This is a genomic window from Mycobacterium sp. ML4 (assembly GCF_054515735.1).
The window spans coordinates 143455-163397 of record NZ_JBTNSY010000007.1 but is presented as its reverse complement, the minus strand read 5'-3'; the positions used below and the strand labels follow the sequence as shown (position 1 = coordinate 163397).

At 68.6% G+C, this 19943-nt stretch carries 17 protein-coding genes and 1 pseudogene; 4 read left to right on the top strand and 14 right to left on the bottom strand.

Annotated features, from left to right (window positions below; all coding sequences use genetic code 11):
* Position 1: 1 nt before the first annotated feature.
* Together ACX9NE_RS09945 and ACX9NE_RS09940 are read right to left on the bottom strand one after the other, a co-directional pair.
* Positions 2-397, bottom strand: a complete 396-nt coding sequence (locus tag ACX9NE_RS09945) for a VOC family protein (protein WP_459361509.1) — start codon at positions 395-397, stop codon at positions 2-4.
* A 10-nt stretch (positions 398-407) separates the two neighbouring features.
* Complete coding sequence (locus tag ACX9NE_RS09940; RefSeq protein ID WP_459361508.1) at positions 408-860, bottom strand: helix-turn-helix transcriptional regulator; 453 nt, start codon at positions 858-860, stop codon at positions 408-410.
* 35 nt (positions 861-895) lie between these two features.
* On the opposite strand from ACX9NE_RS09940, the gene ACX9NE_RS09935 reads away from it, so the two are divergent.
* Positions 896-1564: a class I SAM-dependent methyltransferase gene (locus ACX9NE_RS09935; RefSeq protein ID WP_459361507.1), complete on the top strand. Its 669-nt coding sequence runs from the start codon at positions 896-898 to the stop codon at positions 1562-1564.
* Between the two features lie 22 nt (positions 1565-1586).
* Here the strand turns inward: ACX9NE_RS09935 and egtE are convergent, their stop codons facing one another.
* The 11 genes from egtE to ACX9NE_RS09880 form a co-directional block, all read right to left on the bottom strand.
* The gene (gene egtE, locus ACX9NE_RS09930) at positions 1587-2693 is read right to left on the bottom strand and encodes an ergothioneine biosynthesis PLP-dependent enzyme EgtE (RefSeq protein WP_459361506.1); all 1107 of its coding nucleotides are present in this window, start codon (positions 2691-2693) and stop codon (positions 1587-1589) included.
* Positions 2690-3655, bottom strand: a complete 966-nt coding sequence (egtD, locus tag ACX9NE_RS09925) for an L-histidine N(alpha)-methyltransferase (RefSeq protein WP_459361505.1) — start codon at positions 3653-3655, stop codon at positions 2690-2692. The genes egtE and egtD overlap by 4 nt, the downstream gene beginning before the upstream one ends.
* Entirely contained in the window at positions 3655-4362 is a 708-nt protein-coding gene (gene egtC / locus ACX9NE_RS09920; RefSeq protein WP_459361504.1) for an ergothioneine biosynthesis protein EgtC, read from the bottom strand. Before egtC ends, egtD begins: the two co-directional genes overlap by 1 nt.
* Positions 4362-5633: an ergothioneine biosynthesis protein EgtB gene (gene egtB / locus ACX9NE_RS09915; protein ID WP_459361503.1), complete on the bottom strand. Its 1272-nt coding sequence runs from the start codon at positions 5631-5633 to the stop codon at positions 4362-4364. Before egtB ends, egtC begins: the two co-directional genes overlap by 1 nt.
* A complete protein-coding gene (gene egtA, locus ACX9NE_RS09910; RefSeq protein WP_459361502.1) occupies positions 5630-6934 on the bottom strand; it encodes an ergothioneine biosynthesis glutamate--cysteine ligase EgtA in 1305 nt (434 codons plus the stop codon). The genes egtB and egtA overlap by 4 nt, the downstream gene beginning before the upstream one ends.
* A gap of 129 nt (positions 6935-7063) precedes the next feature.
* Positions 7064-7702: a sensor domain-containing protein gene (locus ACX9NE_RS09905; RefSeq protein WP_459361501.1), complete on the bottom strand. Its 639-nt coding sequence runs from the start codon at positions 7700-7702 to the stop codon at positions 7064-7066.
* A gap of 112 nt (positions 7703-7814) precedes the next feature.
* Positions 7815-9263, bottom strand: coding sequence for a catalase (locus ACX9NE_RS09900; protein ID WP_459361500.1), 1449 nt, complete (start codon positions 9261-9263; stop codon positions 7815-7817).
* A 116-nt stretch (positions 9264-9379) separates the two neighbouring features.
* Positions 9380-9778 (bottom strand): hypothetical protein, encoded by a 399-nt coding sequence (locus ACX9NE_RS09895; protein WP_459361499.1) that lies wholly within the window; start codon positions 9776-9778, stop codon positions 9380-9382.
* Positions 9779-9890: 112 nt separating this feature from the next.
* Positions 9891-10265 carry a hypothetical protein gene (locus tag ACX9NE_RS09890; RefSeq protein ID WP_459361613.1) on the bottom strand — a complete coding sequence of 125 codons (375 nt, stop codon included), beginning with the start codon at positions 10263-10265 and terminating at the stop codon, positions 9891-9893.
* 344 nt (positions 10266-10609) lie between these two features.
* A complete protein-coding gene (locus ACX9NE_RS09885; RefSeq protein WP_459377719.1) occupies positions 10610-11806 on the bottom strand; it encodes a hypothetical protein in 1197 nt (398 codons plus the stop codon).
* Between the two features lie 121 nt (positions 11807-11927).
* Positions 11928-12254, bottom strand: coding sequence for a PE family protein (locus ACX9NE_RS09880; protein WP_459361497.1), 327 nt, complete (start codon positions 12252-12254; stop codon positions 11928-11930).
* 709 nt (positions 12255-12963) lie between these two features.
* On the opposite strand from ACX9NE_RS09880, the gene ACX9NE_RS09875 reads away from it, so the two are divergent.
* The 3 genes and pseudogenes from ACX9NE_RS09875 (at position 12964) to ACX9NE_RS09865 (ending at position 18816) form a co-directional block, all read left to right on the top strand.
* The gene (locus ACX9NE_RS09875; protein WP_459361496.1) at positions 12964-14613 is read left to right on the top strand and encodes a PE family protein; all 1650 of its coding nucleotides are present in this window, start codon (positions 12964-12966) and stop codon (positions 14611-14613) included.
* A 268-nt stretch (positions 14614-14881) separates the two neighbouring features.
* A complete protein-coding gene (locus ACX9NE_RS09870) occupies positions 14882-16534 on the top strand; it encodes a PE family protein (protein WP_459361495.1) in 1653 nt (550 codons plus the stop codon).
* 682 nt (positions 16535-17216) lie between these two features.
* Positions 17217-18816: pseudogene (locus tag ACX9NE_RS09865) on the top strand (PE family protein).
* Here the strand turns inward: ACX9NE_RS09865 and ACX9NE_RS09860 are convergent.
* Positions 18813-19940 carry a DUF4185 domain-containing protein gene (locus ACX9NE_RS09860; RefSeq protein ID WP_459361492.1) on the bottom strand — a complete coding sequence of 376 codons (1128 nt, stop codon included), beginning with the start codon at positions 19938-19940 and terminating at the stop codon, positions 18813-18815. The pseudogene ACX9NE_RS09865 and the gene ACX9NE_RS09860 overlap by 4 nt on opposite strands.
* Positions 19941-19943 lie beyond the last annotated feature (3 nt).

The window sequence follows — 19943 nt, the reverse complement described above, 5'->3', positions numbered from 1 at the left end:
GTCAACGGACGCTGTTGCCGGACGGGTCGCGGAACCCGCAGTCGATGCCGTAGGGCATCTCGTGCGGTTCTTCGGTGAATTCCACGCCGCGAGCCTTCATTTCGGCGTAAGTGGCCGCACAGTCCTCGGTGGTGAGGAAGACCGTGCCGGCGAAGCCCTTCGCCATCACTTCGGCGACCTGCTTCTGTGTCGCGGTGTCCATGACCGGCTCGCCCGGAATGGCCATCAGCACGATGGACACGTCGTCCTGGCCGGGAGGGCCGACGGTGAGCCACCGGAACTCCAGGTCCGGCAGCGAAACATCCTGCCGCACTTCCATACCCACCTTCTCGGTCCAGTAGTTCAGTGCGGCTTCCTGGTCGTGCACCCAGAGGTGGGCGCTGGCAATCTTGAGCATGTCCCCAACGCTACGACCCGGCCCGCCCGCCCGTCTTCTCCCCGTGTGCTGCCTTGACGCGGCTGTCCGCTGGCGGGCGGGTGTCGCGCGCGAGGATGCAGCTCGGTACCCGCGCGTGCACCGACGCCGGTGGAATGCCGGCGCGGTACGCCGCCGGCGGCAGCCCGTACACACGGGCGAAACTCGTTGTGAACGAACCGACGCTGCGCAGACCGACCATGACGGCGATGTCGGCGACAGACCGGTCGGTGTAGCGAAGCAACGCCGCCGCCCGCTCCAGCCGGCGTGTCTGCAGGTACGAGCGCGGCGATTCGCCGAAGGTGCGGGTGAACATCCGGCTGAAATGCGAACGAGACAGCCCGGCGGCAGCCGCCAGGTCATCCACGGTGATCGGGTCAGCGTAGCGGGCGTCGGCGAAGTCCTTGGCGCGTAGCAGATAACGAGCCGGCGGCGGCTGCGACATAGGTCCCAGTATGCGACGGGCGTAGGTTGGGAGCCATGACGGATCAGGTGATGGATTGGGACGACGCGTACCAGGAGAAGGTCTTCCAGGCGCCGCCGCCCTGGAATATCGGCGAACCGCAACCCGACCTGGCGGCCCTGATCGCCGCCGGCAAAGTGCGCGGGGACGTGCTGGACGCCGGATGCGGGGTCGCCGAGTTGTCACTGGCGCTGGCGGCCGCCGGTTACACCGTTGTCGGCATCGACAATTCGCCGACGGCCATTGCCGAGGCGACCAGAACGGCGCAGGAGCGCGGGCTCACCACCGCCACCTTCGTGGTGGACGACATCACGCGGTTCTCCGGTTACGACGGACGGTTCAATACGGTGATCGACAGCACGCTGTTTCATTCGCTGCCGGTCGAGGACCGCGACAACTATCTGCAAGCGGTGCACCGCGCCGCGGCGCCGGGCGCCAGCTACTACGTCCTGGTGTTCACCAAGGGGGCCTTCGGGGCCGACGCCCCGTTCCGGCCCAACGAGGTCGATGAGCAGGAACTCCGTTCGGCCGTCGGCGAATACTGGGAGATCGACGAGGTCCGGCCCGCCGCCATCCACGCGAATATGCCTCAGCTTCCGGATATGCCGCCGCCTTCGCATCCCCTTGACGACAAGGGCCGCGTGATGATGCCCGCTTATCTGCTGAGCGCCCACAAAGCGGGCTGACCGCGCAGCACGGATCACCGCATCACCCGGAAGTTGCCGCGGTCGCCTCGATCAGCGCCTCGGCGAACGTCACAAGGTCCTCTGGCGAGGTGTCGACGTGCGGAGAGATGCGCAGCACGGGCGCCGTCAGCTCCATCGGGGCGCGTTGCACCCCGGCGCAGGTGGTCAGGATCCGGCGTTCGGCGAGCAACCACTCCCGCACCTCCTCCGGGTCGGCGCCGGCGGTAGGCGCCAAGGTGGTTATCGCGCTCGGTTCTTCGGCCTCTTCGACCACCGCCCAGCCTTCGACGTCAGCCAGCATCCTGCGCGCGATGCCGGCCGATTCGGCGAGCCGGGCCCGTATCTGGTCTGGGCCACCCGCCAGGTGCTCGCCCAGCGCCACCGAAAAACCGACGCGCGCAGCCACATTCGCCTCACCGAAGCCAAGTGGCGCCGGCGGTGTCAGTCGGTCCATCAACTCGGGACGGATCGCCAGCACACCTACTCCGCGGGGGCCCGCGATCCATTTACGCGACGACGAGTACGTGACGTCGGCTCCCACCGCGCAGTCAATCTGCCCCAACGCCTGCGCGGCGTCGACCACCAACGGCACGCCGAGCTCGCGGCACAGTTCGGCCATCATCGCCAGGGGCTGCACGGTGCCACGATGGCTGGCCACCGGGGTCAGGTGAACCAAGTCGGGCAGGTCCTCCTCCAACTGGAATGCCGCGTCGTCGATCGCCAGCCGACCGTCGTCAAGGGTGGGTAGCTGCCGTACCTCGAATCCGTGCACCTCCATGAGAGCCAGGTTGGGTCCGTACTCACCGGGCAGGCAAGCCAGCCGGCGACTGTCGCGGGACCAACTGCGCAACAGCATGTCCAGGGCATTCAAGGAACCGGTGGTGTAGACCACCTCCGCATCAGCAAGGCCGCAGAGCTTCGCGACCGCGGCGCGCCCGGCGTCCAGCACCGTAGCCGCCGCCTCAGCGGCGACATACCCTCCGACCTCGGATTCGTGCAGCGCATGTTGAGCCGCCGCGTCGAGTGCCGCCAAGCTTTGTCGCGAGCAGGCCGCGCTGTCCAGGTGCAGCCCCGCCACGGGCGGCCGGGCCGCGCGCCATCGCTCGGACAGGTCGCCGGGGCGGCTCACCTGGCGGCCAGTGACAAGCCGAAGTCGCCCGCCTCGTCGGTCCACCACCTGACCCGGCGCATCCCCGCCGCGGCCAACTCGTCGCGCACCGCGCCCGGGCGGAACTTGCAGGAAACCTCGGTGATCATCTCCTCACCCGGGTCGAAATCAATAGTCAGATCCAGGGCGTCGACGCGCACCCGCTGGCGGCGGGTGGAGCGCAACCACATTTCGATCCGCTCCTCGTCGGGATTCCACCGGGCGACGTGTTGGTAGGCGTCGACGTCGAAATCGGCGTCGAGTTGGCGGTTGATCACGGCAAGCACGTTGAGATTGAAGCGCGCGGTAACCCCGGCCGCATCGTCGTAGGCCCGCACCAGCCGGGCGGTGTCCTTGACCAGGTCGGTGCCCAGCAGCAGGCTGTCGCCGGGCCGCATCACCGCGGACAGCTGCGTGAGAAACTCGGCCCGCGGACCGGGCGTCAGGTTACCGATCGTCGAGCCCAGGAATACGAACAGCCGCCGCCCGCCGGCGGGAATCTCGGCCAGGTGTTCCTCGAAATCGCCACAGACCGCGTTGATCGTGATGCCGGGGTATTCGTCCTGAATCGCACGGGCGGCCGCTGACAACACGCTGGCGTCGACGTCGAACGGCACGAAGCTGCGCAGCGATGCGCGGTCACGCAGCGCATTGAGTAGCAGGCGGGTCTTCTCCGACGTTCCACTGCCCAGTTCGACCAGGGTGTCCGCCTCGCTGGCCGACGCTATCTCGGCCGCTCGGGCGCGCAGGATCGCGGCTTCGGCGCGCGTCGGATAATACTCCGGCAGCCTGGTGATCTGGTCGAACAGATCGCTACCCACCGCGTCGTAAAACCACTTGGGCGGCAAGGACTTAGGCTTTTGCTGCAGGCCGACGAACACGTCGCGCCGCAGCGCGTGCAGCGCCGAGTCCTCAGCCAGATGGTTGGACAACGTGAGCGTCATCAGGTTCCTTTCGGGCGGTTCAACGGCGTCAACTCGACGCCGTCGCCGGTGACTTCCACCAGATGCCGGTCGGGTATGTCTTCCCAGTCGGGATCGTCATCATAGGGTTCGCTGGCCAACACCACTCCGTCGGCGCGGCGCAGGATCGACAACGTGTCTCCCCAGGCGGTGGCAACGAGACGAGAACCGTTGGCCGCCATGATGTTCAGCCGGGCCAGCGGATCCGCGGCGCCGACCTCGATGATGATGTCGCCCAGGGCGTCCATGCCACGGGCGAAGATCGCGGCGGCGAGAACCGCACTGTCGCAGACTGATTCAGCGGTTGACGTCAGCGGCAGCACCGCGCGGTCCACCACGCCGTTGTGGGACAGCAGCCACTGCCCGTCGGTGAACGGCGCGGTGGCGCTGGCATCGATCGGCATGCCCACGGTCGCGGAGCGCACGGCCGCCACCACGCAACGACTGCGCAACGCCGGTGCAACCGAATCGAACGAAGCGTCCCCCCACAGTGGCGCGGGACTGCGCCAGCGTCGCGGCGTGGTGTCGGGAAAGTCCGAGAAAAACCCGACACCCCAGCCGTCGGCGTTCATCAGTCCGTGCTTCTGCCGGCGCGGCGCGTAGGACTGCACTCGCAGTCCCTGTGGTGGGTCCAGGACCAGCGACGAGACGCTGACCGGCGCACCGAGCCATCCCAGATGACGGCACATCAGGCGTCCCAGGCCAGCCGGACGCCCGCGAAGATCTGACGACGGTACGGGTGGTCCCAGTTGCGGAAACTGGGCCGCAGGATGGACTGTTCGACCGCCCAGGATCCGCCGCGCAGCACCCGGTAGTCACCGTCGAAAAAAGGCCGCGAATAGCGCTCGTAAATCATCGGAACGAATCCCGGCCAGGGCCGCAGGGGCGAACTGGTCCATTCCCACACGTCGCCGAGCATCTGTTCGGCACCGTATGCCGACGCACCCGCCGGATACGCGCCGACGGGCGCGGGCCGCAGAGCGGTGCCGCCCAGGTTCGCGCGATCGGCGCCGGGCTGCTGGTCGCCCCACGGGTAGCGCCGCCGGGACTCGGTCACCGGATCCCAGGCGCAGGCCTTCTCCCATTCGATCTCGGTGGGCAGCCGGGCACCGGCCCACGTCGCGTAGGCCTCGGCCTCGAAATAAGAAACGTGCTGCACCGGTTCGTCGGCGGGGATGTCCTCGAGGTAGCCGAACCGGGTGCGGGTGTCGGCGTTCCAGAATTGGGGGGCGGTGAGGCCCGCCTTTTGCCGATGCTGCCATCCGCGCTCGGACCACCAGCGCGGCTGCGCGTAGCCCCCGTCATCGATGAAGTCGCGCCACTGCGCGTTGGTGACCGGAACCCGTCCGATCCGGAAGCTCGGCACGTCGACCGTGTGGGCGGGCCGTTCGTTGTCCAGCGAGTAGGGCTCGGTCGCGGCGTCCACGCCCAGCACGAACGGCCCGCCGGGCACCAGCACCGACGTCCCGGCCAATCCGGGCCGCCCGGCGGGAACCTCTGACTGCTCCCGCAGCAACGGCGCGCCGCTACGCAGGTTCAACGCCTGCAGCATGGTTTCGCCGTGCTGGTTCTCATGGCTGATGACCAGCCCGAACTGAAAGTCACCCGCGTCTTCCGGCAGCGCATCCAGCGCATCCAGGGCGGCGCCGCGCACCGTGCGGCAGAACGAGCGCGCCTGCGCCGGGGACAACAGCGGCAGGTCCACCCGACTGGCACGCGAGTGAACGAACGCGTCGTACAGCCCCTCGATTGCCGGCGGCAACAGTCCCGGCCGATCCGGGTTGCCGTCACGCAGTAGCCAGAGTTCTTCCTGTTGACCGATGTGGGCAAGGTCCCACACCAGGGGACTCATCAGCGGGTCGTACTGCCGACGAAGTTCGTCGTCATCGAAATCAACCAGTCGCAGGGTCCGCGTGCGGGCCAGCTCCAGGTCGCCGGCCAGCTGTTCCCGTCCTGTCACGACTGCCCTTCTGCGGCGCGGGCAGCCTGCGCGACCGTGGCGGCGATTCCATGCTCGATGACGCGATCGGAGAAGTCGTCTGCCGGACATCGCCCGGTTTCGACGTTGAGCATCAACTGTTGCATGGCCGCGCCCAGCTCGTCCGGTACCCGCTCCGCGACGACGGACAGACAGCGGTTGGCCGCCGCGTACAGCCGCCGGTCCCGCAGGCCCAGCCGGGCCGCGGTGTCCCAGGCGGTGGCCACCGGTTCAACCGCCTCGGCAGCCAGTTCGGCGGCTGCCGGATCGTCCAGCAGGGTCGTCAGCGTGAACACCAGCGCGGGCCAGATCGCGTCGGGAACGCTGTCGAGGTAGCGGATTTCCAGCCACTGGCGTGGCCGCACCGGCGGAAACAGCGTGGTCAGGTGGTACTCCAGGTCGGCGATGGTCGGCCGGCGATCACCGAGCAGCACCCGGCCGTCCACCCAGTCGGTGAACGGCACATAATGCGTGACCGCCGACGCGTTACAGGCGTCTGGGCTTCGCACCATCATCACCGGCGCCTTCAGCGCATACCGGGCCCAGTCGGTGCCGGGATCGTCAACACTGGCCCCAAGCACCGGTCCGCACCGCGCGGAGTCCATCTGGCCCCACACCCACTGCCGGGTCGACTGCCAGCCGGAGAATTCCCCGGCCAGCATCGGGGAGTTGGCCGCGATCGCGATCATCGTCGGCCCCAGTGCGTGTGCCAGCCGCACCCGGTCCGTCCATCCGGCCTGGGGGCCGGCGTCCAGATTGAGCTGGATCGAAGCCGTCGAGGTCATCATCGCCGCGCCCGCCGCACCGCTGTGGCTGGCGGCGAAGAACTGCTCCATCGCACGGTAGCGGGCGCCGGGATTCACCCGTTGCGGCGACCGCAGCGGGTCTGCTCCCAGAAACACCAACCCCAGACCGGCGTCCGCGACGCCGGCTCGCAACACGGACTGGTCGAGGGTCATCGCGTCGATCGCGGCCAGCACGCCGTCGGCGGGCGGACCCGAAAGTTCAATGGCACCACCGGGTTCCACGGTGATCGCGCTGCCGCCCGGTAGCGGGTGCAGCCACTCGAGCACTTCGCTGATCTCATCCCACGTGGGCCGGCGCAGCGGATCGTCCGGGTCGAAGCAGTGGGCCTCGATCTCCAGACCGACGCGTCCCACTGGTCCGTCGATCAGGCAGCCGTCGGCGATGTGTTGGGCCACGGCGGCCGAACTGGTCAGCTCTGCGTTGGCCAGATCGATGTTGTCCAGCCGCGGGCCGGTGGTGGCGGCGGTGCCCGTCATATCACCATCCCTTCGGTGCAACCGGACGCGTAGCTGTCGACCACCATCACTTCATCTTCCAGCGAGCACCGACTTATTCCCGACCTTTTCAGTTGCACGACGCAGACGGGTACCCATTTTCTACCCCGGCTACTGGCCCAACGCATTCTGCATTGCCCCGGCCAGCACGTTCACCGCGGGCCCAGCGTTGCCAGATTGGCAGACCTTGGCCTGAAGCAAAACGTTTTCACGCAGCCGGGTTTGAACGAAGCACCGACGGTCGGTTCCGGCTTCCTGCTTGATCCACGCTGCGTCGGTGCCGGTGGCGGGTCCGCCGGAAAACGACCACACCTCGGTGGCGCCGTTGTCGAGATGCATCGCGGTGGTCTGACCCGAGCAACCCACCGTCCGGTCGACCACCCGGTGGAAGGCCCGGCCGGCGGCGTCGTCGGTGGCGAAAACGCCAACCGCCTGCTTGGCCAGATGATTCTGGTCGTTGGCCGACGTCTGCGCGGTGGCACCGTTGAACGCAGCGAGGTCAGGATCGTTGTAGACCTCGGGCAACCCGATCTCCGCCCAGTTGTTGCACACCGGCAGGTCCACCGCGTAAGCCTGGAAGGGTTCGGTGAACACCGCTTCCCACCCCATCGGTGCACCGACGATATTGCCCACCGAGCCCTTGCCGAGCACGGCATAGGACACCACTCCCGGCTCCGAAGGGTGGGCCGCCGCGCTGGCCGCTCCCCCGAGGGCCAGACAGACGCCCAGCGCGGGCACGGCAAGCCGCATGCCGAACTAGACCTTTGCCGAGACGGCGACGTCGACGTTGCCCTTGGCCGTGGCTGCGGTGGGGTACACGACTTCGATGCTCATGGGGTCGATCATGCCAGCCCCGAAATTGTCAGCCCAGGTTCGCCCGAACCCCTTCTTCGACCTTCTTGCCGAGATCGGGGTCGACGTTGCGCCAGTACTCGAACACCCGGGACAGCACCGGCTCCTTCACACCCTTGGAGACGTGGCCGATGATGTTGTGCGCCAACCGATCCCGTGCGTCATCGTCGAGAACCTCGCGGACCAGAGTGCCGGCCTGGCCCCAGTCGTCATCCTCGGGACGCAGCGTGTAGGCGGCACGGATCATCTCGCCGTCGGCCTGCCAGCGCACTTCGGCGGCGCGCGCCGGATCGGCGTGCGGGCCACCGAAGGAGTTGGGCGCATACACCGGGTCGGAGACATTCTTGATCCGCATGGCGCCGTCCTTGGAGTAGCTGTTGACCTCCACCTTCGGTGTATTGACCGGAATCTGTTTGTAATTCGTCCCGAGCCGGGCCCGGTGCGCATCCGAATAGGAGAAGCCCCGCGCAAGCAGCATCTTGTCCGGACTCAGACCGGTCCCTGGGACGATGTTGTTCGGCTCGAAGGCGGCCTGCTCGATCTCGGTGTGGTAGTCGGTGACGTTGCGATTGAGCGTCAGCTTGCCCACGTCGATCAAAGGGTAGTCGCCGTGCGGCCATACCTTGGTCAGGTCGAACGGGTTATACCGGTAGGTCTTTGCCTCCTCGAACGGCATGATCTGCATCTTGAGCGTCCAACTGGGGAAGTCGCCGCGCTCGATGCTTTCGTACAGATCGCGCTGGTGGTAGTCGCCGTCCTCGCCGGCCAACCGGTCGGCATCCTCCTGCGTCAGGTAGTCGACGCCCTGGTCGCTTTTGAAGTGGTACTTCACCCAGAAGATCTCGCCGTCGGCGTTGATCCAGCTGTACGTGTGGCTGCTGTAGCCGTTCATGTGCCGCCAGGTTTTGGGGATGCCGCGGTCGCCCATCAGCCAGGTCACCTGGTGCGCCGACTCCGGTACCAGGGTCCAGAAGTCCCATTGCATGGTGTGATCACGCAGATTTGTTGCCTGCATGCGCTTCTGTGAGCGGATGAAATGCTGAAACTTCATCGGGTCACGAATGAAGAAGACCGGCGTGTTGTTGCCAACCATGTCGAAGTTGCCCTCCGACGTGTAGAACTTCAGCGCGAAGCCCCGCGGGTCGCGCCAGGTGTCGGGGCTGCCTCGCTCACCCGCGACGGTGGAGAACCTGATCAGAGTGTCGGTCTTGGTGCCGGGCTGGAAAACCGCGGCCCTGGTGTACCGGCTGACATCGTGAGTCACCTCGAAGTTGCCGAAGGCGCCGCCGCCTTTGGCGTGCGGCTGGCGCTCCGGGATGCGTTCCCGGTTGAACTGCGCCATCTGTTCGATGAGGTAGTGGTCCTGGAGCAGGATCGGGCCGTCGGGACCGAGGGTCAACGATTGCTCGTCGCTGGGCGCCGGGCTGCCGCCGTCAGTAGTGGTGTATTGTTCCGCCATTTCACTCTCCTCTAGCTGATAATCAAAAACTATGCGCGGCAATAATTTTCGCGCGCAACGAGGTGGCACGCCACGACCCTGACCGGGGGCATACCCAGTAGGGCACCCGCCCGAAACTAGGGGCGACCCGGCGCGGTGCTGGGAGCGGACGGACCGGAGGTCGGCGTCTGGCCGGTGCCGGCACCCGGCGGGCCTCCCGGGAAGCCGGGACCCATACCGGGCGGAGGCGGCCCACCCGGGAAGCGGAACTGCCATCCGGGACCGCCGGGCCCGCCGGGACCGTCAGGTCGGAACATGCCGTGGTGGTAATGGCGGTGTTGATAGCACTGTCCGGCACCGAAGATCATCGCACCGGTGAACAACAACGTCGATGCGATGAACACGATCCCGGCGACGATGACCACCCACGCTGCCACCCGGTACAGGAGCGGCGGCTTTTCCCGGTACTCGGTCCTGGCAGGTGGCGCGGTGGCAACCGACGCAGGTGGGGTCGTGGGTTCGGGTGTCTCACTCATACCTTCGAATATGGTCCAGGCCCGCGGCAGCGTAAAGGGGCGCGGTCACAAAGTTGCCGCGAATTGATGAAGCCCGGCGCTGTGCAGCGCCGGGCTGGACGGGGGAGGGTGTTCAGCGGCCGGGTGTGGTCGAGGGAGCAACAGACGGAGCAACCGACGGCGGGACCTGGCTCGGCCCGGCGGGACCCGTGCCAGGGCTGACCGCCGGGGCCCCGCCGTTGTTGGGCAATCCCGAGCGGTGCATCATCCCGGCGTGCTTGTGGTGATGCCGTTGGTGGCCGCCGTGCCCGGCTGCCACGCCGAGACGGAAGCCGGTGAAGAAGATGACCGCGACGATGAAGACGATTCCGGCGACGATGGCCACCCAGGCTGCGGCCTTGAAGACCTTGGGCGTCCGGTCTTCCACCCGCTCAGCGGGCGGTGGTGGTGCGACCGCGGTCGAAGTCGGCGCGGTTGGGGTGTCAGAAATTTCGCTCATGCGACGAATATGACTCGACAAACAGTAGTGGCCGCTATGCGCTGGTTAGGTAGCAGCTGTGAGCTGGGCGCGCCCTTGCCCCCGCGCTGCCGAAAAGCCGGGTCGCGCCAGCGATGAAGGATGACGGCAGACAGCCTCGCTGAGCTCCATCGCCTGTCGCTGCGCGGCACACCACCGGGGATGCGATTGCAGGACAATGACTTTGGACTCCAAAGTACCCGCCATGACCGTCCCGTTCCTTCCGTGACCGCGGAGCGTGGTTGCAACGTTCAGTCGATCAGGTCACCAGGCGTGCGGGTAGAGGCTGAAGTCCTCAGCTCACACCGTGGGAAGCTCGAGCACCTGGAGCCGTGTTACGGCAATCCGGCTTGACCCTCCACTCCATATAGCCCGCCGCTACCACCGTCGCCGGGGGCGCCTCGCCTGCCTCCCGGCCCCACGCTGCCACCGTTGCCGCCGTTGCCTCCACCGCCGAAGATCACCGCACTGCCACCGGCGCCGCCGCGGCCTCCCCTACCGTCATCAACGGCGTCTCCGCCGGCGCCCCCGTTGCCGCCGATGCCGAACAGCGGGCCGGCCTGACCGCCTGCACCGCCGGCACCGCCGGTTCCGATGTTGGCGCCGAGTCCACCCGCTCCCCCGGCGCCGCCGAAGCCCAGCAGCGTTGCGTTGCCGCCGGCCCCGCCGGCGCCGCCGTCCACACCGTCGCCGCCGCTCCCGCCGGTTCCGCCGGCGGAGAACAGCCAGCCCGCATCGCCGCCCCGCCCGCCGCTGGCGCCATTTCCACCGGCCCCACCGTCGCCGCCTCCGCCGAACACCAGGCCGGCCCTGCCGCCGGCACCGCCGCTCGCGCCGTCCCGGCCGTTGCCGCCCGCACCGCCGGACCCACCGAGAAGGCCGCCGGCGCCGCCGGCGCTGCCGGCGCCCGAGGTGGACCCGACCCCACCGTCACCGCCGTTGCCTCCCGCGGCGCCGACCAGTCCGGCGAGTGGTCCCGCGTCGCCTCCCGGCCCGCCGGCACCGGCGACAGCGCCGAGAGCGAAGCTGAACCCGCCCACTCCGCCGTCTCCACCGGCGCCGAAAAGGCCACCTGTGCCGCCTTTCCCGCCGACGCCGCCGTTACCCGAGGTCAGTGCGTATCCGCCGGGCCCGCCGCCGCCGCCGTTGCCCAGCAGCAAACCGCCCACTCCCCCGGCGCCACCGGCCCCGGCATCGCCACTGAGTGAGAAGCTGCCTGCACCGCCGGCGCCGCCCGCACCCAGCAGCGCGCCCGCACCGCCGGCTCCGCCATTCTGGTTGCCGCCGCCGGCGGAACCGCCTGCGCCGCCGTCTCCGAGCAGCCAGCCGCCCGGAGCGCCGTTCATCCCGCTGCCCGGGGCTCCGTTGACACCATTGCCGATGAGGGGGCGCCCGGTGATCGCCCGCACCGGCGCATTGACCGCGTCGAAGACAACCTGCAGGGGACCACCCGCACCGCTGGCACCGACGGCACCCGGCGTCACCAGGGAGAAGCCGCCGTTGCCGCCGTTACCCGCGATGCCGAAGAACACGGCCTCACCGCCGGCCCCGCCGCTACCGCCGATCGTCGATGCGCTGTTGCCGCCCGCACCACCCGCGCCGCCATTGCCGAGCAGCACGCCTGACCTGCCTCCGGTACCACCGAGACCGCCGCTACCGCCCAAGGAGGCGCCGCCAAAACGCCTGTAACGGCGTAGCGGTCGCAGCCTCGGCAGCGGCATAGGAGTCCGCGCCCGTGACCAGAAGGCCCGCGAACTGCTCTCCGAACTCCGCCATTCTGATACTCAGCGCCTGGTAATCCCGGCCGTGCGCGGAAAAGAACGCCGCGACCGCTGCTGAGATCTCGTCTTCTGCCGCCGCAAGCATCTCCGTGGTGGGGCCGGCAATGACAGCACGCACCGCAGCCAGCGTGGCGTTGATCCGCAGCACATCGCCGGCGGATGACTCGATCACTCCCGGCGCCGCCGTCACGAGCAACATCTGGCACCTCCGGTATGCCCGCCGAACCCGGCAACAACGTCAATTGCCGAGTTATCCGGCAACGTATCGCATGCGGCGATGCTCCGCGATTCGGCGGCTCAGCTCTTGAACGGGTTGACCGCGTACTGGATCACCCGATAGGGCGCTGCACTCTGGCTCGATCAGTTAGTGGTCTTGCAGCAGGATCGGACCGTCGGGGCCGAGCGTCCACCCCGGGGGCTGCTTGTTCCGCCGAACCCGTTTCACCGTTACCGCGGACTAACAAGAGCGTCGTGCGTTTCACCATACGTACTCACTCACAGCCGAGCATGCGCAATTGAATTGCCATTGACGAGACATTGACGGCGCAATGCCGCGCCATATGCGTTTCAAATCGAAACCAAATTATCGAAGGTCGCAGCTAGGCCATTTTGGGCCGGAGCCGGAAAATGCTTTCGTGGCCGCTAAAGGCTGGATGACCAGTCGAGGATTCCACCTCCGAACAGCCGTTTTAGCAATATGGACGCTCTGCATTCGGTACCTTTGCCTACGTAACCGTCGGTTTTGCCTACGTAACCGTTACCCTAACACGCACGATTACCTACGCTTACGTAACCGTTGACGTAAAGCGAAAGTAAATGCGCCGAAAAAGACGTCGGAAATTGCCCAGAACTAGTTGGCACGTGACAGACTGCGTGCCAAACGACCCCTATTTGGAAAGCAGGTTTTGATGACGTTTGTGATCGCAGCTCCGGAGCTCTTGATGACAGCAGCGCAGAACATGGCGGGCATCGGTACGTCGCTGAGCGAGGCGAACGCCGCGGCGGCGGCGTCCACCACCGAGGTGCTGGTGGCCGGCGCCGACGAAGTGTCGGCGGCCATCGCGGCGCTGTTCGGTAGTCACGGCAAACAGTATCAGGCGCTGAGCGCCCAAGCCGCGGGGCTTCATCAGAGTTTCGTGCAAACGTTGAACGCAGCCAGCGGCGCGTACGCGGGCGCGGAGGCGGCTAACGCCTCGCCGTTGCAGGCGTTGGAGCAGAACCTGCTGGGCGTGATCAACGCACCCACCCAGACGTTGTTAGGGCGGCCACTGATCGGTAACGGCGCCAACGGAACGGAGACAAACCCCAACGGCGGTGCCGGCGGGCTCTTGTACGGCAACGGCGGTAACGGCTTTAGCTTCACCAGCGGCGCCAGTCGGAATGGCGGTAGTGGGGGCGCCGCGGGGCTGATCGGTAACGGCGGGGCCGGGGGAAGCGGCTTCTTGGGTGGGACCGGAGGCGCCGGCGGTACCGGTGGCTGGCTGTTCGGCAACGGCGGGGCCGGCGGGGCCGGGGGCGCGGTAACCGGCGTTGGTGAGGTGGGCGGCGCTGGTGGAGCGGGCGGCAGCGCCCCATTGTGGGGCATGGGCGGCAACGGCGGGGCTGGAGGTCAGTCGGACTCCCTTACGGGCGGTGTCGGCGGTGCCGGCGGTGCCGGCGGCGCCGGCGGCCGGCTCGTCGCCGTCGGCGGTGCCGGCGGTGCCGGCGGAATCGCCGGCGACATCGGCGGCGCCGGCGGTGCCGGCGGCAGTGCAACAGGTCTACTTTCCGGCCTGGGCGGTGCCGGCGGAGCCGGCGGCGGGGGCGTCAATGTCGGTGGCGTGGGCGGCGTCGGCGGCGCTAGTGGCACCACGATCGGCCTCACCATAGGCGGTACCGGCGGCACCGGTGGAGCCAGCCTCACCGGCACCGCTGGTGCTGGGGGCGCCGGCGGAGATAGCGGCGCTTTCATCGGCTACGCCCGGGGCGGCTTCGGCGGCATTGGCGGAGATAGCCTCACCACCGCCGGCGCGGGCGGCCAAGGCGGTATCGGAGCTGCGGTCCTAGGCATTGGCCAAGGCGGCGCCGGCGGCGCCGGTGGTCTCGGCGCCATCGCTGGTACCGGCGGCCAGGGCGGCCAGGGCGGCCAGGGCTCTGCGATCCTCGGCGCGGGCGCCGGCGGTGCCGGCGGCACCGGAGGACAGGCCGATCTCACCGGTGGTGCGGGCGGCAAAGGCGGCCAGGGCTCTGGGCTGCTAGGCGTGGCCCTCGGCGGCGCCGGCGGTACCGGCGGTGTGTCTCTCGCCGGCGGAGCTGGCGGCAATGGCGGTGCCGGCGGTGACGCTGGCGGCCTGCTCACCATCGCCGGGGGCGGCGCCGGAGGCAACGCCGGCGGGGGCGCCTTGGCCGCTAACGGCGGCAACGGCGGCAACGTCGGGCTAATCCTGAATGGCTCCTTCACCCCGACGTTCGTCGGTAACGGCGGTAACGGCGGCAACGGCGTCAACGGCGGCACCGGCGGCATCGGCGGCGCCGGCGGCATTGCTCTTGGTGCTAGAGGGACGAAAGGGGCGCCATAGCTGGACAAGAGCGGGGGCGGCGCACTTTCCTTGCCGCCCCCGCTTCACCGTGCCTGCCGGGTCAACGCCACCGCGCTGATCTTTGGAATTGCGCGACGGAACAACTCCTCAAACCTGGGGAAACGCGTGACCGCCGACATTAGTGAATAAGAATTCAGAGCGCTCCTATGGCGCATTAATGCGCACACCATCCGGGCGAGACCACTTAGCAGCGGTCGGCACATGGAAAGCTTCCTGTGATACGACCAGTGTGGAAGGCAGGTTTTTGATGTCGTTTGTGATCGCGGCTCCAGAATTCCTGGAGACCGCAGCGCAGAACATGGCAGGTATCGGGACGTCGCTGAGCGAGGCGAACGCCGCCGCGGCCGCATCCACCACCGGAGTACTGACGGCCGGCGCCGATGAAATATCGGCGGCTATCGCGGCGCTGTTCAACGGCCACGGCAAGCAGTACCAGGCGTTGAGCGCGCAGGCCGCGCAGCTACATCAGAGTTTCGTGCAAACAATGATTGCAGCCGGTGCGGCGTATGCGGGCGCGGAGGCCGCTAACGTGTCGCCGTTGCAGGCGTTGGAGCAGAACCTGCTGGGCCTGATCAACGCGCCCACCCAGACGTTGTTGGGCCGTCCACTGATCGGCAACGGCGCCAACGGAACGGCGGCCAGCCCCAACGGCGGGGCCGGCGGACTGTTGTACGGCAACGGCGGTAACGGCTTCAGCTTCACCAGCGGCGCCACTCAGAACGGCGGTAATGGTGGCTCAGCAGGGCTGATCGGCAACGGCGGGGCCGGCGGCAGCGGCTTCTTGGGTGGGTCCGGTGGCGCCGGCGGCAATGGGGGGTGGCTGTTCGGCAACGGCGGCGCCGGCGGCGCCGGCGGCCCGGTGACCGGCGCTGGCCAGGTGGGCGGTGCTGGTGGAGCGGGCGGCAACGCCCCCTTGTGGGGCATGGGCGGCAACGGCGGCGCTGGAGGTGAGTCGACCTCCGATCTCGGCAGGGCCGGCGGGGCCGGCGGGGCCGGCGGGGCCGGCGGCCGGCTCGTCGCCGCCGGTGGTGCCGGTGGCGCCGGCGGAACGGCCGCCAGCTTCGGTGGCACCGGCGGCGCCGGCGGCGAGGCAAGAGGTCTACTTTATGGCGTGGGCGGTGCCGGCGGAGCCGGCGGATTTGGCTTCTTCAACGGTGGCACCGGCGGCGCCGGTGGCGCTAGCGGCGCCACGATCGGCCTCACCGTAGGCGGTGCCGGCGGCGACGGTGGAGCCAGTTTCTCGCGTGCCGGCGCCGGGGGCGCCGGCGGAGATAGCGGCGCCTTGATCGGCTACGCCCGAGGCGGCGTCGGCGGCATTGGCGGAGAGACCTTCGTCGGCACCGGCGGCGCCGGCGGCCAAGGCGGTACGGGTGCCGCGGTCCTAGGCATCGGCGTCGGCGGCGCCGGCAGCACCGGTGGCATCGCCTCCGAGACCGCTGGTGCCGGCGGCCAAGGCGGCCAGGGCGGCCAGGGCTCTGCGATCCTGGGTGTCGGCGCCGGCGGTGTCGGTGGCATCGGAGGCGAGGCCGATCTCACCGGTGGTGCGGGCGGCAGAGGTGGCCAGGGCTCTGGGCTGCTAGGCGTGGCCCTCGGCGGCGCCGGCGGTACCGGCGGTGTGTCTCTCGCCGGCGGAGCTGGCGGCAATGGCGGTGCCGGCGGTGATGCCGGCGGCCTGCTCACCATCGCCGGGGGCGGCGCCGGAGGCAACGCCGGCGGCGGCGCCTTGGCCGCCAACGGCGGCAACGGCGGCAACGTCGGGCTAATCCTGAACGGCTCCTTCACCCCGACGTTCGTCGGTAACGGCGGCAACGGCGGCAACGGCGTCAACGGCGGCACCGGCGGCATCGGCGGCGCCGGCGGCACAGTTCTTGGTGCTAGAGGGACGAACGGGGCGCCATAGCTGGACAAGAGCGGGGGCGGCACCGTTGTTGGCCGCCCCCGCTCTTGGGCTGCCTGCCGGGTCAACGCCGCCGCGCTGACCCGGGGTACCCCTGAGTAGACACACTGCCCAGGGTGGGAAAATCGGCAACGGACAACTCCTCCAACCTGGGTAAATGCGTGACCGCTGATGCATTAGTCGATACGCGAATTCAACGTCAGCCTGTGGAGCACGACTAGAACTAGACGCACCATCCACAGTCCGCTAAGCGCTGTTCAGCCAATGGCCAGATAGGCCCTCCCGTCAGCCATTTGGCGAGGTCGACACTGGCGTACCCTGGACCGTTCCCGGAGCCGCGGGATGCTCCGCGTGACGGGCTTTATTGGACGGTCCGGCCTTGCTGGGGTGATCGTGAACAGCTCGGTGGTTAGTGCCTGGATCTGGCGGGATCTGGCGTTGCATGGCGGCTGGATTGATGCTCACGTAGGTGCCGGCGAGGATTGCCTTGTCCTCGGCGGTGACGGCGTCTTGAACTTCAGCGCCACAATGACTTTCGATGACTTTCGAAATGTTTACCTACGCTTACGTATCCATAACGTTAGGTCGGAAGTAGACGAGCCGTTGCTAATTGCTGACAATTGCTGAGCAGTAGTCGGCGTATGGGAAGATCCGCGTCAAAGGACCCGAGTGAAGGCAGCCTTTTTTGACGTTCGTGATCGCAGCTCCGGAGCTCCAGGCGACGGCAGCGCAGAACATGGCAGGCATCGGTACATCGCTGAGCGAGGCGAATGCCGCGGCGGCCGCGTCCACCACCGGGGTGCTGACCGCGGCAGCTATCGCGGCGCTGTTCGGTAGTTACGGCAAGCAGTACCAGTCGCTGAGCGCGCAGGCTGCGAAGCTACATCACGGTTTCGTGGCAACGTTGAACGCGGCCAGCGGCGCGTACGCGGGCGCGGAGGCGGCTGATGCTTCTCCGTTGCAGGCGTTGGAGCAGAACCTGTTGGGCGTGATCAATGTGCCTACCCAGACGTCGTTAGGCCGTCCCCTGATCGGTAACGGCGCCAATGGGACGGCGGCAAACCCCAACGGCGGCGCCGGCGGCATCTTGTACGGCAACGGTGGAAACGGCTTCTCCCCCACGGTTGCCGGGGTGGCCGGTGGTGCGGGTGGTGCCGCGGGCCTGATCGGCAATGGTGGTGCCGGTGGGGCTGGTGCCACCGGTGGGCGTGGTGCCGCCGGCGGGGCCGGCGGGGCCGGCGGCTGGCTCATCGGCAATGGTGGTGCCGGTGGCGGCGGGGGTGGGACGTTCGGTGCTGTCGGCGGCGCCGGTGGCGCCGGCGGGAATGCTCTATTGTTCGGCCAGGGCGGCACGGGCGGGGCCGGCGGCGTCTCACTCACTGGAACTGGCGGGGCCGGCGGCGCCGGCGGCGCAGGCGGCCGCCTCTTCGGCCTGGGGGCTGACGATGGGCCCGGCGGATTTGGCTCCAACACCGGTGGCGCCGGTGGCACTGGCGGCACCGGACAGGGTCTGCTGTTCAGCCTGGCCGGTGACGGTGGCGCCGGTGGCGCCGGTGGCGCCGAAGGCGCTGCCCCACGGAGTTTCCTGTTCAGCCTCGGCGGTGAGGGTGGCGCCGGTGGTGTCGCCGGTGGCGTCGACAGCTTGGGTGGCGCCGGCGGTGCTAGTGCCGCCATCGTCGGCTACGCGCAGGGCGGTGCCGGCGGCATGGGTGGCTTTGGTGGCGCCGTTGGCGGCGCCGGCGGCCAGGGCGGCGTGGCCGCTGCACTCGTCGGCGTGGGCGTCGGGGGTTTCGGCGGCCTGGGTGGCGTGGCAACCACCGGGGGCGTGGGTGGGCTGGGCGGTCAGGCCACTGCGCTCATCGGCCTGGGTGCGGGCGGTGGCGGCAGCCTCGGTGGGTTCGGCATCGTCGCCGGCGGCGCGGGCGGCGGGGGCGGCCAGGGCGTGACGCTCGTAGGCTTGGGCGCCGGCGGCACCGGCGGTACGGGCGGCGCCGGTCTCGTTGAACTCGGCGGAAATGGCGGTGCCGGCGGTGACGGACGGCGGCGGCCTTCTCAGCGTCGGCATCGGCGGGAACGGTGGCAACGCCGGCAACGGCGCAGGGCCTGCCAACGGCGGTAACGGCGGCAACGTAGGGGTGATCGCCAACGGCTCCTTCACCCAGGCGCTGTTCGGCTACGGCGCCAACGGCGTCAAGGGCGGCGCTGGTGGCAGCGGCGGCCTATTCGGTGGTGCCAACGGGACGACCGGGCGCCATAGCCGGATGAAGCCGGCCGAGATTCGCTAGCCCTTGAACGGGTTGACCGCGTACTGGATCACCCGATAGGGCGCGTCCTGCCGCGCCTGGGTGTCCCATTGACTCACCAGGATCCGCAGTTCGTCGAGCGTGGAACCCGGTGAGATGTAGCCGCCGTAGGGCTGCGCGAGCCGGTTGTCATAAGGGGGCGGCAGACTTTCCGGTGGGTCGGGCCATTCGTCGTCGTGTTGCACCACGGTGGTCACCGGCGCGGAACCCAGCAAGGTGGGGTCGGCGGCCACCCGAACTTCCATGTCGCCCGTGCTGGCATTGAAATACGACAGCACGGTCATGCCGTCGATGTGCTTGATGCACATCTCACCGACCAGGTCGGGCCACAGCGGTGTCGGCGTTTTGTTCCACCCCGCCGCGGCCGCCCAGCCCTGCCAGCGGGACCGGTCGGTGAACGTCTCGGGCGCCGACCGGTACAACACCACCGGTTGTCGACGGGTGAAACTATTGGCCACGATGTACACCCATCCTGTCGGCGAGTCCGGCTTGGGGATCGGGTCGTAGTAACCACTGATCTGGGTTTGCCGACCGCCCTGAAAGGAAGCGGGGCGCGCCGACCCGGCGACCGTTTCCCAGTCCCCTCGGGAAGGGTCGACTCTGACCAGCCGCGAGTTCTGTGGGTCCAGGTTCTTGGTCGTGGCCACCATCAGGTAGTTGCGGCGATTGATCTGAACCACCCCGGCGGGCAGCTGCGATGCTCCGGGCGGTGTCGGGTCGGCCAGTAGCGGCCGGCTGATACCGGTGACCCCGGTATAGCGGACGCCGCCGGGGTCGTCGACCGAGTCCGTGTCGACACGCAACGCGACGGGGGCGTACCAGCCGCCGTAACCGACGCCCTGGCCGGCGAAGCTGTCGCCGCAGACCTGCAGCAGTTGGCTGGGGAACTCGACGAATTCACACAGGTCGGTGGCGCCGATGCCGTAATCCCCGGTGGCAGTGCCGGTTCCGGCGACCGGACCCATGCGCACCACCTGGCCCGGCGCCAGCGGCTGCAGAACCGGCTGCGGCGCCGGAGCCGGCGGGTCGGCGTGGGCAGGGCAATAGCTCTGCCAGGCAAGCAGATAGACAGCCAGTGAGCACCGCGCGACCAGGGCGGAACGCACCCG

Excerpts from the sequence above, each read along its gene's own strand:
- ACX9NE_RS09945 (WP_459361509.1), bottom strand. The coding sequence starts at position 397 with ATGCTCAAGATTGCCAGCGCCCACCTCTGGGTGCACGACCAGGAAGCC.
- ACX9NE_RS09940 (WP_459361508.1), bottom strand. The coding sequence starts at position 860 with ATGTCGCAGCCGCCGCCGGCTCGTTATCTGCTACGCGCCAAGGACTTC.
- ACX9NE_RS09935 (WP_459361507.1), top strand. The coding sequence starts at position 896 with ATGACGGATCAGGTGATGGATTGGGACGACGCGTACCAGGAGAAGGTC.
- egtD (WP_459361505.1), bottom strand. The coding sequence starts at position 3,655 with ATGACGCTCACGTTGTCCAACCATCTGGCTGAGGACTCGGCGCTGCAC.
- egtC (WP_459361504.1), bottom strand. The coding sequence starts at position 4,362 with ATGTGCCGTCATCTGGGATGGCTCGGTGCGCCGGTCAGCGTCTCGTCG.
- egtA (WP_459361502.1), bottom strand. The coding sequence starts at position 6,934 with ATGACGGGCACCGCCGCCACCACCGGCCCGCGGCTGGACAACATCGAT.
- ACX9NE_RS09905 (WP_459361501.1), bottom strand. The coding sequence starts at position 7,702 with ATGCGGCTTGCCGTGCCCGCGCTGGGCGTCTGTCTGGCCCTCGGGGGA.
- ACX9NE_RS09900 (WP_459361500.1), bottom strand. The coding sequence starts at position 9,263 with ATGGCGGAACAATACACCACTACTGACGGCGGCAGCCCGGCGCCCAGC.
- ACX9NE_RS09895 (WP_459361499.1), bottom strand. The coding sequence starts at position 9,778 with ATGAGTGAGACACCCGAACCCACGACCCCACCTGCGTCGGTTGCCACC.
- ACX9NE_RS09880 (WP_459361497.1), bottom strand. The coding sequence starts at position 12,254 with ATGTTGCTCGTGACGGCGGCGCCGGGAGTGATCGAGTCATCCGCCGGC.
- ACX9NE_RS09875 (WP_459361496.1), top strand. The coding sequence starts at position 12,964 with ATGACGTTTGTGATCGCAGCTCCGGAGCTCTTGATGACAGCAGCGCAG.
- ACX9NE_RS09870 (WP_459361495.1), top strand. The coding sequence starts at position 14,882 with ATGTCGTTTGTGATCGCGGCTCCAGAATTCCTGGAGACCGCAGCGCAG.